Origin of the sequence: Flagellimonas zhangzhouensis, from assembly GCF_900102925.1 — a bacterium.
Taxonomy (GTDB): Bacteria; Bacteroidota; Bacteroidia; order Flavobacteriales; family Flavobacteriaceae; genus Flagellimonas; species Flagellimonas zhangzhouensis.
Genome location: NZ_FNKI01000001.1, coordinates 794,915 through 809,910 on the forward strand (window position 1 = coordinate 794,915; position 14,996 = coordinate 809,910).

Here is a 14,996-nt window from a genome sequence, read left to right on the forward strand (position 1 = left end):
ACGAGCGTATTTTCATCACCCTTAACATTGCTTAACGCCTTGTTTACTTATCAAAGCCCTATATTTGTCGATTAAATTTTGAGGCATGATCAAATGGGTGGCCGCCTTTCTCGGCTATTTTTTATTTCGATTCCCTGGCGCTGTGCTGGGTTTTATTGTAGGTACTTTTTTGGATAATTTCGGCGGTTCTGGAAATAAGGCCAGTTCCGTGTTCCAAGATTACACCCGACAATCGGTATCCCCTGCCGATTTTGAACTCAATTTGTTATCGCTTTGTTCCATAATTATCAAGGCTGATGGACAGGTGAATCAAAGGGAATTGGATTATGTTCGACAGTATTTTTTAAGCACTTACGGTAAGGAGAAAGCGAACGCCATTTTTCGCACTTTTAATGAGGTGATTAAAAAGCGAGAAGTTTCGGCGCAACGTATTTGTGCCTTTATGGAACAGCGTACTCGATACGAAGTGCGTTTGCAATTGCTCCATTTTTTGTTTGGAATCGCACAATCAGATGGTCAGGTAAGTAAGGCTGAAGTAGAAAAATTGATCGAAATTGCGGGCTATTTACGTGTGGGCCGAAATGATTTTGAGAGTATCAAGGCCATGTTTATTGAAGCTGCCGACAACGCTTATAAAATCTTAGAAATCAATAAAAATGCCACGGACGATGAGGTGAAAAAAGCCTATCGTACCATGGCAAAAAAATATCATCCCGATCGTGTGGTCACAGAAAATGAAGCCATTCGAAAAGGGGCTGAGGAAAAATTCAAAGAGGTGCAGAAGGCCTACGAGACCATTCAAAAAGAAAGAGGTATCTCCTAAGCTGTTGCCAAACTTCTTCTTCGCTTACTCTTCTTTTTTAGTTTGTTGAAGTAAATGATCGTTCCTGTTACTGGCAAACTGGTGCCAATCAAGCAAGCCAAAAAGTACAACCACTTGCTAAAAGTTCCGTAGATCTCACCCGTATGAATAGGTCTAATAGCCGATGCTATTTTTACATTTAAAGGTTTGTCGGCATAAATTTCTTTGTGAATTATTTCGCCTGACGTATGGATTTGTAACTGATCTTGAGCCACAGTGGACCAAGAATCATCGGCAATTTTACGAAAACCGTAGACAGGATTCTTTTCGTTGGGTAAACTTACTGTGAGAGTACCATTATAATTCAAAGTTGTATTGGCCAATTGAATAGCCTCTTCTAGACCTATTACTTTTTCAGTGTCTAAATGTTCGAAATCAACCTTTGGTTGAGCACCACGGTTTCCAAAAACTTTTGCACCCATTAAGGAGCTCAATCCGTTTCTATATCCTTCGAAGGACCAACAAAGACCTGTAATGCCCATGATTAGAATCAACAAGCAGGAATAAAATCCAAGGGTATTGTGCAAATCATGGTTGATACGCTTCCAATTGGCGTTCGTCTTGATTTTGAAACCTGCCTTAACGGTCTTCCACTTCACCTTTTTAGGAAACCAAAGTATTATTCCCGTAATGGAAAGAATCAAAAAGATGATTGTGGCAATTCCAACAATAGGTCTTCCCCATTTAATGTCCATCAACAACCAACGGTGCATTTTAAACATGCTGAACATAAAGTCATCCACTGCTGTTTTTTGTGGGGCCAAAATTTCAGCAGTGTACGGATTCAATTCGTAGGTGGAGCCTCTACGCTGTTTGGGATCTTCTTTGATGGATAAGGAATACGGAGTGGTCTCATCCGAAGGGATGGTAATCGCAGTGAGTTGTCCTTTAGATTGAATCGTAGGATCGTTCACAATGTTAGTAAGCGATTTTTTGTTTCCTGCAGGAACAACTGTCAATTCTTCCTTGAACCAGTTCTCAATTTCTTTTTCGAAGGTTAAGATGGTACCACTCAAGCACACCAAAAAGATGATGATACCACTTACTAATCCTAACCAAAGGTGCACATCGTTGATAAATGCTCTGATTCCGTATTTTGATTTACTTTTTCCCATAACCATAAAAAGGCCCAACGTTTCCGCTGGACCTGTATTTTTAAATATTTAATTTTAGAATGAATAGGTTACTACCCCTGCCAAATTGAATGGATCGGTTTGATTGATAAATCTAGTTCGGTAGGCGTTGTAACCGATCTGATCAAAAATATTATTGGCAATTACCCTAAAGTTCCAGTTTCGATTAAAACGGTAGGCCGCTTGTAGATTCACCATGGTATAGGCATCCACATCAAAAGGTTTTTGGTTGGGAACAATACCCTCATGTGTCACCGCACCAGCACTCCAATCGTTGATGGGTCTTTTTCCTGTGTAGTAAGCTCCACCGCCCAATGTTAAACCATCCAAGGCTCCTGTAAACCCATAATTTAGATATAGGTTAAAGGTGTGTTTTGGTGTGTTCAAGGGAGCAGAACCATATACAAAAGAGGTGTGTTCTTTGTACTGAGCGTCAATGTAGGAGTAACCCCCGATCAATTCCAAATTGTCCATGATCCTACCTGTCAATTCCAATTCCACCCCTTTGCGTTCATCATTTCCGCCTTGTTGGTAGAAACCTGTGGCTACCCAGTTTTCATCATATACGGGTAGGTTGATGTTTTTATTGTTGATTTTGAAATAGGTGAAGTTAAAACGCAATTTGTTGTCTAACCAGTTGGTTTTGATTCCTGCTTCCAATTGGTCAAAACGTTCATTACCCAAAGGATTCCCATTTTCATCCAATCGAGACGCAGTTCTTGGGTATGCACTATTGGTATAGGATGCAAATACGTTGATGTTTTTGTAGGGAGTTACAATTACCCCTGCCAATGGGTTAAAAGCATCATTGGTTACGGATTCGGTCTCTGAATCGGTTTTGGTTGTGCTGTATCGAATGCCCAAAAAGGATTTCAACCAGCTATTAAATGTGATGACATCTTGAGCCACAAATCCTAAAGAGCGGGATGAAGCTTCAGCTTCACGAGGAGAACTAAATGCAATTTCATCTGGTAGCGTGTTGTTGATTGCAGAGAAAACATCAATAGTGTCCACAGCAGAAGCAGTTTGGGAGAAAGTGCTGTAACTGGTAGAACGGTAATCCATTCCTACTTGGAACGTGTGCTTTATTTTTCCTGTTTCCAGTTTATCTCCGATTAAATCGACTTGCAATACACTGTTTTTATCGGAGCGTTCGGAGTTAGAAAACCCTCGGATATGTTGATTGTAAATGGAGTTGCCTTCGCTATCGGAAATTGCATTTCCCAAACTGGCACCCCTGCTATCCAAATCCAAATTGGAATGGTAGTAGGCAACTTGTAGGTTCAACTTATCATCCAAATCGCGATTAAATCGAATGGAGTAGGTTTGGTTCATGGTGTTCGATCTATCGGTTTCAAACCCTAAGAATTGATTGTAGGGAAGATCGTAAATGGCATTGGTATCATTTTCACCTAAGTTTACGGTCCCAATATCTGGGGTTCGGCTATCATCCAAATAGTCCATTTCCAAGGTCAATTTACTTTTGTTGTCAATACGCCATTCCAAAGAAGGATTGATGTAAAAACGTTCACCTTCCACCATTTTTCTAAACGAATTGCCTTTTTCGAAGGTTCCATCAATTCTAAAAGCAAGGTTTTTGCTCTCGTTGAGTGGTCCGTACACATCGTAAGTTGTTCTTGCTTGTCCAAAACTGCCCACACGGCCACTTACGTTTCCACCAAATTGGTATCTTGGGGTTTTGGTCACAATGTTGATTACCCCACCAGGACTTCCTAAGTCGGTAGCAACACCTTGGGTGATGGAAGCAGCACCTTTCAACACTTGGATGTTATCCACTCCTTGCATATCGGTCAAAACCCCAACACCTCTAAAATCGGAGTTGATTCGAACCCCGTTTTTTAGTATTGGGATTCCTCTAAATCCACGAGAGGACATGCTTTCTCGCTGATTGCCATAAGTTGCAAAGGTGTATACTCCAGGTACGTTTTTGGTAGCTTCGGATATGGTCAAGTTTCCCTGTTGCTCGATAAGCTTTTCAGAAACCACTGAGATGCTCTGAATTTGCTCGTAGGGAGCCAAAGGAAGACGGGTCAAGGCTTCAATTTTATCAGGATGCTCGTAGCGATTCCCAAAAACCTCTACTTGTTCCAGTTCATTGCCCTGTTGAAGTGTGAAGTTTAAGATAACATCAGAATTAGATCCAATGGTCACGGTTTTTTTCATGGAATGATACCCAACGGAGGAAACTACGACCTCATAAGAATTAGGTTTAAGATTTTTGAATTCATAGAAACCATATTGATCAGCTGAGGTTCCTCTACTTTCAGAGGATAGTATTACATGGGCAAAGGGAATAGGTTCGCCCGTGCTATCAGTTACAGAGCCAGATAAACTGCCCTGTTGAGCAGAACAAATTCCAGCAGATAGTAGTAAGATTGAAAGTAAGTTTTTGAGCATTATTAGTTATTATTTAGACTTGTTAAAAATAATGACGCAAATATAGGGTCGGGTGAATGAAACATCCAAAGATTATTTAGATTAATTAAAAATAAATTTAAAATGGGGTTAAATGTTTTCATTAGAGCAGGGATTAATGGCTATTTTTGAGAACAAAAGCAGCATGCAAGAATTTTGGTTTTATATAAAGTTGGGACTGGATCACGTATTGGATTTTGGTGCCTACGATCATATTTTATTTCTATCCGCATTAGCGGTCCCATTTACGTTTAAGCAATGGAAACGCGTGTTGTTGTTGGCGACTATTTTTACAGTGGCACATTGTACCTCACTTGCATTTTCGGTGTATGAAGTTGCCACAGTTGATGTAGGTCTTATCGAATTTTTGATTCCAGTAACTATATTGCTTACAGCACTTTTTAATTTTGCCTATGTGTATAAAGAGACCTTGGATGTTGGGTTGATCCTCCATGTTTTGGCAACCGCTTTTTTTGGCTTGATTCATGGTTTTGGTTTCTCCAACTATTTTAAGATGTTGATGGCCGAAGAAGAAGATAAGATTACACCTCTGTTAGGTTTTGCGACAGGAATAGAACTTTCGCAAGTGACCATAATCTTGATGGTATTGACCATTGCATTTTTAGTTTTGGATTTACTCAAGGTGAAAAAGAAAATATTTATTGCCGTTGCTTCTATTTTGATCATTGCCATAACAATACCCTTGCTCATTGCAACGTTCCCGATGTAGGGCTTACGTTAAATTTTATCGAATAAGGTTGTAAGGGTCTTTCAATACAGGTATATTTAATTAATTATCAGTGTTTTTTCTGATTTATGAAGGAGAGCAAACAAGAAAAGTACGATAGGGCGTATTTGCGCATGGCCTTGGAATGGAGCAAACTATCCTACTGTAAACGAAGACAGGTTGGGGCCATTATTGTAAAAGATAGAATGATCATTTCCGATGGGTACAACGGTACACCAACTGGTTTTGAAAATTTTTGTGAGGATGATGAGGGCTACACCAAATGGTACGTTCTACATGCCGAAGCCAATGCTATTCTTAAAGTAGCTTCTTCTACCCAATCCTGTGTGGGTGCAACTTTATACATTACCATGTCTCCTTGTAGGGAATGTAGTAAGCTGGTGCATCAAGCTGGCATAAAACGTGTAGTGTATAAAAATGCCTACAAAGATGATTCGGGAATTCAGTTTCTGGAAAGAGCGGGTGTTGAGATGGTTCATTTGCCCGTGCTCGAAGAAATGGTTTAAAACCTCATTGCTTAATGAAAAAGATTAAAGGATATATTTGGCCTACCTTACTTGCCTTGGCAGTTGCCATAGGTATTTTTATTGGGGGCAAACTTCATTTTAATGACTCTCCAGAGAAATTGTTCTCTACCAATTCCAAAAAGGATAAGCTCAATCGCCTAATTGATTATATCGACTACGAATATGTGGATGATGTAGATACCGATAGCATTGTGGATGTTACGGTGAACAATATTTTGGGCAAGCTAGATCCCCATTCTGTTTACATCCCAAAAGATGAAATGAAAGATGTGGCTGAAAGCATGAAAGGTGATTTCGCTGGAATCGGGATTAGTTTTTACATGTATAGGGACACCATTACCGTGATACGAACCATTAAAAATGGCCCTAGCTATATCAGCGGCATAAAACCAGGCGACCGAATCTTAATGGCAGGAAACGATACTTTGTTTGGAAAAAGAATTCCCAACGATGATATTGTTTCTACCCTAAAAGGAAAAATTGGCACCAAAGTAAACCTCAAGGTCCTTCGAAAAACGGAAAACAAGTTGATGGATATTGATGTTGTACGGAATAAAGTGCCAATTAGAAGTGTAGATGCCTATTATATGATGTCCAGTGATATGGGCTACATCAAAATCAACCGTTTTGCAGAAACCACTTTCGATGAATTTAAGGATGCGCTTAGAAAATTGAAACTGCGTGGTGCCGAAAAGTTGACTCTTGATCTTAGGGACAATCCAGGAGGTTATTTGGGCATTGCCGAGAAGTTGGCTGATGAATTTTTGGGTGATGATAAACTTATTCTCTTTACCAAAAACAAACGCGGTAAAATTGAAAAAGCCTACGCAACCAAAAAAGGAGATTTTGAAGACAAGCCTGTTTTTGTGTTGATCAATGAGCGTTCCGCTTCAGCAAGTGAGATAATTGCTGGTGCGCTTCAGGATAACGATATAGGAACCATTGTGGGTAGAAGATCGTTTGGCAAAGGATTGGTACAGCGCGAAATGGATTTGGGCGATGGCTCTGCGGTTCGTTTAACGGTAAGCAGGTATTACACACCAACAGGCCGTTCAATTCAAAAATCATATAAAGACGGTAACCATGACTACTATAAAAAGTTCATGGAACGATACTCTAGTGGTGAGTTGACTTCTGCCGATAGCATCAAGGTAGCAGATTCCCTAAAATTTGTGACTCCCAAGGGTAAAATAGTCTATGGTGGCGGCGGAATTATACCAGATGTTTTTGTGCCCATAGGAAGCAATCAGGAGGAAGCCATTGAAAGTATGGATGATACTTACCAGTTTTTTGCTAGATTTATCTTTGAGCACTTGGAAGAAGACAGAACCCGTTATGAAGATTATGACCAAAACGAGTTTTTGGATAATTTCAAGGTAGATGACATTCTGTTCGATAACTTCATCCAGTTTGTGCTCGATAGAAAGATTAAATTGGATTTTTATGCCTACGAGGATAAAATCAAAGCGTACCTAAAAGCCAATATTGCGGAACAGTTGTTTTCTCCGAATGTTTCAGCCCAAATTAAAGGAGAACATGATGCTATGCTTCAAAAAGTGAAAGCCATTGATGAAACGGTAATGAACCAATCCCAAATAGGAGCTGTTGGTTTAAGACAGTAGAAGTTTACTTTTTAAGCTTGTTCTCAATTTTTTTGGAAGTCATAAAAATGAGAATCAACACAATAGCACACAAAGAGGCCACAATACCTATCAAAGCTACCGTACTATCTCCTTGAAGCGGATTATCAAAATTTACCATGGTTACATTGTAGGCGATAAGTGCCAAAGCCAAAATAATCAGGATAACTGCAAATGTTTTGTTCATGCGTATGGTTTAAATACCGTGCTCAAATAATTGGTTGATGTTCGCTGCAAATAGCTTAACGGCAATGGCCATAAGAATAACACCAAATACTTTGCGGATAACGTTCAATCCGTTCTTGCCCAAAATGCGTTCAATCTTTGAACTGGACTTAAGCACTACATACACAAAGATAATGTTAATAACAATGGCAACTATAATGTTCTCCACATGATATTCTGCTCGCAAGGCCAAAATGGAGGTCAAGGTACCTGCACCAGCAATTAATGGAAATGCAATAGGAACAATAGAAGCAGTTTCAGGAACATCATCACGATACAAGGTGATACCCAAGATCATTTCGATGGCCAAAAAGAAAATAATGAATGCACCCGCCACTGCAAATGAATTCACATCAATACCTATCAAGGAAAGAATGCTCTCACCTACAAACAAAAAAGCGACCATTAAGCAAGCTGCGACCAAGGAGGCTTTTTCAGATTGAATGTGTCCAACCTTGTTTCTAAGGGAGATAATAATGGGAATGCTGCCTAAAATATCGATTACGGCAAACAAAATCATTCCAGCAGTAGCTATTTCTTTAAGGTCAAAATTCATGGTTCCAAATTTTCGGCTGCAAATGTACGAGTAAAAAAAGCTTTTGGATCACATAAAATTGTTTAGAAAACATCAAATTTTGGCTTTTAAATTACCTTTGCCCAAAAGTTAATAGACTGATATGTTTCAGATAGGCAAAACTATTGTATCCGAAGATATATTGGAGAACGATTTTGTGTGCAATTTAAACGCATGCAAAGGCGCATGTTGTGTGGGAGGAGAGTATGGTGCTCCTGTGGAAGATTTTGAAACTGATAAGTTGGTGAATGTGTATGAGGACGCTAAACCTTTCTTACGACCAGAAGGAATTAAGGCCATTGAGGAGCAAGGTGCATTTGTAAAAGGTGAGGATGGAGAATGGGAAACTCCCTTGGTGAACAACAATGAATGCGCCTATGTGGTATTTTCCGAACAAGGAATTGCCAAATGCGGCCTGGAAGAAGCTTATGAAGCTGGTGCCACCAAATGGAAAAAGCCCATATCCTGTTATTTATACCCTGTTCGAACCCGAGAGTATACCGAGTTTACCGCGGTGAATTACCATAAATGGGAAATTTGTGATCCTGCATGCAGTTTAGGGGCAGAATTAAAAGTGCCGATTTATAAGTTTGTAAAGGATGCTTTGATTCAAAAATTTGGAAAAGCTTGGTATAAGGAATTGGAGCAAGTAGCGGAAGAAAACGCTAAATCGTAGGAATATCCAAGATTACCTTGGTGCCGTTTGGCATTCCATTTTCGTTAAAGAGGTCCATAATATCAACATCGAATTTGTTCTGATAGTCCCTGGAGAAATTCGCCAAACGTTCTTTTGTAATATGGATGCCCAATGACTTCTTTTTAAGCACACGGTTTTCTTTGTTTACTTCTGCCATTGTTCTACCAATACCATTGTCAATCACTTCAATGCTTACGTGGCCATTGTTCTTGTTTCTCACATTGATTTGAATGCTCTTTTCACCGTCCTTTGGTGATAAACCATGCCATAACGAGTTTTCCAAAAAGGGTTGAAGCGTCAAAGAAGGAATTTTGATGTTATCTATATTGATATCATCTTCCACATTGATCTTAAAATTGATTTCATTGGAGAATCGAATATTTTCAATGTTCATGTACAATTCAACCGTTTCCAACTCCTCGGCAAGAGAGATTTCTCGTTGCGATGAAGCTTCCAATATTTTCCGTACCAATTTTGAGAATTTATTTAGGTAGTGTACGGCATTTTTCTGCTCGTTGTTAATGATGTAAAGCTTAATGGAGTTCAAGGAATTGAACAAGAAATGGGGGTTCATTTGACTACGCAACATCTTCTGCTCCAAGGTCAGTACCCTTTTCTCATTTTTACTTTGATATTGACGGTACAGAATGTAAAGTATGGATGAAATCAACCCCACAATCAAAGCACTCACCAAAAAAGTGGTTTCATTCTTTTTTAACCGCAATCGCACCAATTCATTTTCTGCAGCCAAAACGGCAATCTGATTTGTCTTTTTATCGTCTTGGTACTTTTCTATGTTATCATTTATGTACTTAAGGTTGGTGGCGCTTAAAATTTCTTTATCGTACTCATCGGCCATCTTATAATATTCATAGGCTTCTTTGTAATCTCCTTTGGCATTTGCTAGATCAGAGAGTTTTTGGTACGCATATTGAATATTTTTGGGCATGTTGCGGGACTTTGCCATTTCTAGCCCTTCTTGAATATCCTCATAAGCCTTGTCAAAGTTACCCAACTTGGTATTGGCCCAACCAGAATTGACATAAACATAGGAGGCAATATAGAGGTCTTTTGCCTTTTTAGATTCTTCTTTTAGAGGGTTCAACAAGGTTAGTGCAGAATAAGACATATCTTGTTTCAGATAGATTTGAGCAAGACTGTTTTTGCAAATAATCCTTCCAGTATCAGAGTCAATATCCTCATTGTATGCTAAGGATTTACGGTAGTTTTCCAACGCGCCATCCAAATCGCCTTTTTGCTCCAAGCAATAGCCGATGTTCTGATAATTAATGGCCAATCCCAATTTGTTGACCAGTTCTTCTTCTAAATCCAAAGCTTTATTAAACTGAGCTATAGCTTGGTCATATTGTTCTAGAGTGAGGTAAAGGTTCCCAATACCATTATGGGATACATTAATGCTACGTTTAATATGATGTGAAGGATTTTCTACATCTTCAGCAAGTTCTAATGCTTGTTGATGGTAATCCAAGGCAGTTTTAATGGCATCCATTCTCCGATAGACCACTCCCAGCATATTTAAGCTTAATATTTTAAAATCCAAACTATTCGCTTCTTCGGATACATTAAGGGCCTCTTGATGTAGATTTACCGACTTTTCATATTGTGATATGTTTCGATAGCTTCTGCCCAAAAGATTGAGGGCATATGCTCTACCTTCCAAATAATGGGATTGATTTGCAATTCTATCGAAGTATCGTATTAGGGTAGTATCGTTTTTAAATGCATCAAGATCTTTATCCAAAGCCTCATAACTTGGCGATTTAAGCTGAATAAGTGTTTCGGCAATGTCCTTAAAGTCTTGGGGTATTTCTTGCGCTGGTAAAAGTTGGAAGATAAGTAAACATAGAAAAACCAGAGTATTTCTTGGTACTCGTTGTAGGTTTTCGACTTGTTTGAATTTTACGATAGGCACGGTAGAATTTGCAATTTAAAGCATATCCAAAAAATCGGATTTTTTTTGACGTGAAACTGGTATTTTATCGTTCGATTCCAAAACCACATAACCGTCGGTTTTTAGAAACTCTTTTATTTTATTGAGGTTGATTATATACGAATTATGAATCCTAAAAAAGCTGGATTCAGGTAAAAGTGCATTGACCTCCTTTAGTTTTTTAGTCAACAATATTTTTTGACCGTCTTTTAAAAAGATGGTGCTATAGTTGCCATCAGATTCCGCATAAAGAATGTCATCACTGTTCAAGAACACCAGTTTGCCATCGGTGTTTATGGTTATTTTTTTACTGTGTGATTCTGAATTGAAGTTAAGCAAAATTTTTTCAAGTCGTTCTACAGTAAGGCTTTTAGCGTTGTATTTTTTTATTTTGGCGATGGTTACTTCAAGGTCGTCGGTGTCGATTGGTTTTAACAGATAATCGATAGCTTCGTTTTTTAAAGCTTGTAAGGCATATTGGTTATAGGCCGTTGTGATTACTACAGGAAAATTTTTGTTTTTTAGGTTTTTGATGAATTGAAAGCCATCCATCGCAGGCATTTCAATATCAAGAAACAAACAATCAGGAGTATTGTGCTCCAAATATTCCAAGGCTTCACGTGCATCTGTAAAGGAAGCAATAATATCTACTTCATCACTTAAATTGGTCAATTCCCAACTTAAACTCTGTAGTGCTTTGATTTCGTCGTCAACTATTACTGCTTCTAACATAGAATGGGGTATCTGTTAAATCAAATTTAGAATTAATCTTATTATAACACTACAATTATGTGTTAATGGATATTTAACACGTATAACTGGTAAAAAATTCAAAATCAAGTGTTTTTCAGGTGTGACGCTGCATTTTATCCCATTGATTTAGGGGGGAAAGCAAACTTTATGCAAAAATCAAAGACCAACTATACATAAAAAAGTACAGTTTATACATACCTCAAAAACCACCTTCCTTTTCTTGTCTATATTCGAGTTGTCAAAAAATTAAGGTTTGTTCCTTATTTAAATAACCGACCATGAGAAAATGCGTTTTGCTTTTTTTGATTTTAGTTGTAGCGTTGGTTATTGCTGCCGTATCCCAGACCAAAAGCGACAAGTTTGAAGCTGGTATGGAAAGGGTCTTGGTGAAAAAATGAGGAATTCGGCATTTGTTCTTGAAAATATTGTATTACCAAATAAACTGTACGGCCACAGCAACCAATCATCTGATTGTTAAACCGCTTGCAAAATAAAATCTTCGAGACAGTTATGATCTGGATTCGATATTAGGTTTCGGGGGAACTACCTAAGTTGAAGAAAGATTTGGATTAACTTAACGGGGAGGCCGTACGCTTTGGTAATACAACTTTGTATTTCGTCATACATTATAGGCCATGGAATAATTACTATTGCATGGCTTTTTTATTTCTAATAAATCGACCAAAAACCCAACTGCGTTTTTGTGTACGCCTAGATGTCAACACCTTATGTTAAAAACTTTGGGCGGTTTTTAGTGTTAATTTTTTCATCATTTATTTCCATTTTTAAATCTTTGCCAAATCCGTTTCCAAAACACCAATATGTTATGAAATGGAACTCTTTTGTAGTTTGTGTTGAACTATATCAGCACGCGTGATAGTGTTTATTGATTTATGCCTCGGAAACGTTCACCCCACACAAGAACCTTCCGAGGTATTTTTTTAAAATAAAAAACCCTCCAACTTGGAGGGTTTCTTGTAATTATCATAGGAGTCTTGGTTATATAGACCAAGCCTTTCCGCCTGTCAATGTCTGAAGGTCTCCACAACCGATGTACTCACCAGGTACAGGTAGATAGGCCAGAACCTCTTCACCAATATATTCCGATGATTTATAGGCCCAAGTGGCCAGATCTCTCAATTCGGTCGCAAAGGAAAAACGGGAGATTTCCTCATCAAGGGTAGCAGCTCCACCTTCTTTGATGGCCTCCATGTAATTCATAATGGCCTCAAAGTGCAGTTTCTCTTCCTCATCGGAACGCTTTTTAAGATATGTCTGCAGAGCAGGCTCAATATCCGCAGCTTCGATGTCCATGAGTGAGGTCTTTCCAGAATCGGCAAGTACCTTGTCATAGAAGGCATCCATTTTCATCATTACAAATTCCCTTTGCTCCAACGGCATTACCTCGTCCAGATAGGCATCTATAAAGGTATGCACGTTCATTTCTGTTGCAGAAGGTGTATCGGTCTTTGGAAGGATCACGTCCACGGTCTGCGCCAGGGCATATCCTTTTTCCTTATCAAGGAAACTAGGGGTCCATTCTGCAAAGGCAGGTTTGTCCTTACAGCTGTTGAGCAGTGACAATAGTGTTGGAGTGGCCACGGCGTACCCGAAGGCCATCCCCATATTTTTGAGTGCTGATCTTCTTTCCATTATATGTTTCCTTTTTTAAGTTCTTGAACGGCGTGATTAGCTGCTCTTGCGGTAAACGCCATATAGGTCAACGAAGGGTTCACACAACTTGCTGAGGTCATAAAGGCCCCATCGGTCACGTAAACGTTCTTGCAAGCGTGCACCTGGTTGTTACCATTAACCACGGAGGTTTTAGGATCACGACCCATACGGGCAGTTCCCATTTCGTGTATGCCCAATCCAAGAGCGTAAGGTCTGTTAAATGCAACCACATCCTTAGCACCAGCTTTTTCCAACATTTGAACGGCTTGATCTTGCATATCCTTTCTCATGTTGTGTTCATTCTCTCCGATTTCGGCATCAAAAGTAACGGTAGGTAATCCCCACTTATCCTTTTTGTCGTAATCCAAGGTCATTTTATTATCGTGGTAAGGAAGTGTTTCTCCAAAAGCATTGATACTCATGTTCCAACCACCTGGGGTCAATACAGCATCTTTATAGTTTTTACCATAAGCAGCTTCCGCAACCATTTCTTCGTAGTTACCTCTATTGGCACCACCTTGGTAACCATAACCACGAACAAAATCTTTCATATTGGAATCGCCACCCAAGTTTCTAAATCTTGGAATATAAACTCCATTTGGTTTTCTACCCTTGTAATATTTGTCTTCGAAACCGTCAAATTTACCAGATGCACCTACCAAGAAGTGGTGGTCCATTACGTTATGGCCCAACTCTCCAGAATCGTTACCCAATCCGTTTTCGAATCTGTCGGATTTCGATTGCATCAAAATAGAAGTAGAAGCAATGGCTGAAGCACAAAGGAAAATTACTTTGGCCTTGAATACGAATTCTTCTTTGGTTTCTCTATCGATTACCTTAACACCTGTAGCCAATTTGGTATCTGGGTCATAAATTACTTCGTGAACAATGGAATCTGGTCTCAAAGTCATGTTGCCCGTAGCTTCGGCAGCAGGCAAGGTAGAAGAAACACTGCTAAAGTAAGCTCCGAAAGGACACCCTCTAATACATCTATTTCTAAATTGGCAACGCACACGGCCATCACCTTCAAACTTTTTATCACTGTTAATGTGGGCAACCCTACCAGCCGTTACAACACGACCACCAAAATTCTCGGCTACCTTTTCACGTACCAAACCTTCCACACAGTTCAACTCCATCATAGGCTCGAACTGTCCATCGGGCAATTGTGGCAAACCAAGTAGTTCTCCAGAAACTCCGATGTAACTTTCTACTTTATCGTACCAAGGAGCTATATCTTTGTAACGAACAGGCCAGTCAACGGCAATACCTTCATTCTTGTTGGCAGCAAAGTCAATATCGCTCCAGCGGTAGCTGTGACGCCCCCACATAATGGAACGACCACCTACATGGTATCCGCGCATCCAGTCGAAACGCTTGGTTTCATTGTAAGGATGATCTAAATCGTTTACAAACCAGTGTTTGGAGGCAGCACCTGTAGTATACCCTGTTCTGGATTGTTTTTCCTGTTGTTTCACATCTTCTCGGGTAGCTCTTCCTGCATGTGGAAAATCCCAATCGTCCATATTGGCCGTTGGGTAATCCTCACGGTGTTTTACCATCGGACCACGCTCCAAGACCAAAGTCTTAAGACCGTTTTCACACAGTTCCTTAGCAGCCCAACCGCCACTAATGCCCGTTCCTACCACTATGGCATCATAGGATTCCTGTTCCTGGTTGTAATAAAATTTACTCATTTATTCGGATTGTTTATTTGCTAAATGTATTAATTATTAAATTAATTTTCTACATTTAAACCCTATGTTTATTGAGAAT

At 39.3% G+C, this 14,996-nt stretch carries 13 protein-coding genes; 5 read left to right on the forward strand and 8 right to left on the reverse strand.

Annotation, left to right across the window (positions count from 1 at the left end; translation table 11 throughout):
• Positions 1-85: 85 nt before the first annotated feature.
• Complete coding sequence (locus tag BLQ18_RS03480) at positions 86-823, forward strand: TerB family tellurite resistance protein (protein ID WP_090292654.1); 738 nt, start codon at positions 86-88, stop codon at positions 821-823.
• Here BLQ18_RS03480 and BLQ18_RS03485 read toward each other — a convergent pair.
• Positions 820-1,977, reverse strand: coding sequence for a PepSY-associated TM helix domain-containing protein (locus tag BLQ18_RS03485; protein ID WP_090292656.1), 1,158 nt, complete (start codon positions 1,975-1,977; stop codon positions 820-822). The genes BLQ18_RS03480 and BLQ18_RS03485 overlap by 4 nt on opposite strands.
• A 54-nt stretch (positions 1,978-2,031) precedes the next feature.
• Complete coding sequence (locus tag BLQ18_RS03490) at positions 2,032-4,413, reverse strand: TonB-dependent siderophore receptor (RefSeq protein ID WP_090292658.1); 2,382 nt, start codon at positions 4,411-4,413, stop codon at positions 2,032-2,034.
• Between the two features lie 163 nt (positions 4,414-4,576).
• On the opposite strand from BLQ18_RS03490, the gene BLQ18_RS03495 reads away from it, so the two are divergent.
• From BLQ18_RS03495 to BLQ18_RS03505, 3 genes are all read left to right on the forward strand, one after another.
• Entirely contained in the window at positions 4,577-5,161 is a 585-nt protein-coding gene (locus BLQ18_RS03495) for a HupE/UreJ family protein (protein WP_090293660.1), read from the forward strand.
• Positions 5,162-5,247: 86 nt separating this feature from the next.
• Positions 5,248-5,685 carry a deoxycytidylate deaminase gene (locus BLQ18_RS03500; RefSeq protein ID WP_090292660.1) on the forward strand — a complete coding sequence of 146 codons (438 nt, stop codon included), beginning with the start codon at positions 5,248-5,250 and terminating at the stop codon, positions 5,683-5,685.
• Positions 5,686-5,699: 14 nt separating this feature from the next.
• Positions 5,700-7,328: a S41 family peptidase gene (locus BLQ18_RS03505; RefSeq protein WP_090292662.1), complete on the forward strand. Its 1,629-nt coding sequence runs from the start codon at positions 5,700-5,702 to the stop codon at positions 7,326-7,328.
• 4 nt (positions 7,329-7,332) lie between these two features.
• Here BLQ18_RS03505 and BLQ18_RS03510 read toward each other — a convergent pair whose 3' ends face one another.
• Positions 7,333-7,533, reverse strand: coding sequence for a hypothetical protein (locus BLQ18_RS03510; RefSeq protein WP_090292665.1), 201 nt, complete (start codon positions 7,531-7,533; stop codon positions 7,333-7,335).
• A gap of 9 nt (positions 7,534-7,542) precedes the next feature.
• Positions 7,543-8,127, reverse strand: a complete 585-nt coding sequence (locus BLQ18_RS03515) for a MarC family protein (protein WP_090292667.1) — start codon at positions 8,125-8,127, stop codon at positions 7,543-7,545.
• A gap of 121 nt (positions 8,128-8,248) precedes the next feature.
• Between BLQ18_RS03515 and BLQ18_RS03520 the strand changes: the two genes are divergently transcribed.
• The gene (locus BLQ18_RS03520) at positions 8,249-8,821 is read left to right on the forward strand and encodes a DUF3109 family protein (protein ID WP_090292670.1); all 573 of its coding nucleotides are present in this window, start codon (positions 8,249-8,251) and stop codon (positions 8,819-8,821) included.
• On the opposite strand, the gene BLQ18_RS03525 is transcribed toward BLQ18_RS03520, so the two are convergent.
• The 4 genes from BLQ18_RS03525 to BLQ18_RS03540 all read right to left on the reverse strand — a co-directional run bounded on the left by BLQ18_RS03525 (position 8,811) and on the right by BLQ18_RS03540 (position 14,917).
• Positions 8,811-10,775 carry a tetratricopeptide repeat-containing sensor histidine kinase gene (locus BLQ18_RS03525; RefSeq protein ID WP_090292672.1) on the reverse strand — a complete coding sequence of 655 codons (1,965 nt, stop codon included), beginning with the start codon at positions 10,773-10,775 and terminating at the stop codon, positions 8,811-8,813. The two genes, BLQ18_RS03520 and BLQ18_RS03525, sit on opposite strands and share 11 nt — an antisense overlap.
• 15 nt (positions 10,776-10,790) lie before the next feature.
• Positions 10,791-11,525 (reverse strand): LytR/AlgR family response regulator transcription factor, encoded by a 735-nt coding sequence (locus tag BLQ18_RS03530; RefSeq protein WP_090292674.1) that lies wholly within the window; start codon positions 11,523-11,525, stop codon positions 10,791-10,793.
• Positions 11,526-12,545: 1,020 nt separating this feature from the next.
• On the reverse strand, positions 12,546-13,199 hold the full coding sequence (locus BLQ18_RS03535; RefSeq protein WP_090292677.1) for a gluconate 2-dehydrogenase subunit 3 family protein: 654 nt from the start codon (positions 13,197-13,199) through the stop codon (positions 12,546-12,548).
• Complete coding sequence (locus BLQ18_RS03540) at positions 13,199-14,917, reverse strand: GMC oxidoreductase (protein ID WP_090292679.1); 1,719 nt, start codon at positions 14,915-14,917, stop codon at positions 13,199-13,201. The genes BLQ18_RS03535 and BLQ18_RS03540 overlap by 1 nt, the downstream gene beginning before the upstream one ends.
• Positions 14,918-14,996 lie beyond the last annotated feature (79 nt).

Coding starts and splice junctions, on each gene's coding strand:
- BLQ18_RS03510 (WP_090292665.1), bottom strand. CDS start 7,533: ATGAACAAAACATTTGCAGTTATCCTGATTATTTTGGCTTTGGCACTT.
- BLQ18_RS03520 (WP_090292670.1), top strand. CDS start 8,249: ATGTTTCAGATAGGCAAAACTATTGTATCCGAAGATATATTGGAGAAC.
- BLQ18_RS03490 (WP_090292658.1), bottom strand. CDS start 4,413: ATGCTCAAAAACTTACTTTCAATCTTACTACTATCTGCTGGAATTTGT.
- BLQ18_RS03480 (WP_090292654.1), top strand. CDS start 86: ATGATCAAATGGGTGGCCGCCTTTCTCGGCTATTTTTTATTTCGATTC.
- BLQ18_RS03515 (WP_090292667.1), bottom strand. CDS start 8,127: ATGAATTTTGACCTTAAAGAAATAGCTACTGCTGGAATGATTTTGTTT.
- BLQ18_RS03485 (WP_090292656.1), bottom strand. CDS start 1,977: ATGGGAAAAAGTAAATCAAAATACGGAATCAGAGCATTTATCAACGAT.
- BLQ18_RS03535 (WP_090292677.1), bottom strand. CDS start 13,199: ATGGAAAGAAGATCAGCACTCAAAAATATGGGGATGGCCTTCGGGTAC.
- BLQ18_RS03495 (WP_090293660.1), top strand. CDS start 4,577: ATGCAAGAATTTTGGTTTTATATAAAGTTGGGACTGGATCACGTATTG.
- BLQ18_RS03530 (WP_090292674.1), bottom strand. CDS start 11,525: ATGTTAGAAGCAGTAATAGTTGACGACGAAATCAAAGCACTACAGAGT.
- BLQ18_RS03505 (WP_090292662.1), top strand. CDS start 5,700: ATGAAAAAGATTAAAGGATATATTTGGCCTACCTTACTTGCCTTGGCA.
- BLQ18_RS03540 (WP_090292679.1), bottom strand. CDS start 14,917: ATGAGTAAATTTTATTACAACCAGGAACAGGAATCCTATGATGCCATA.
- BLQ18_RS03500 (WP_090292660.1), top strand. CDS start 5,248: ATGAAGGAGAGCAAACAAGAAAAGTACGATAGGGCGTATTTGCGCATG.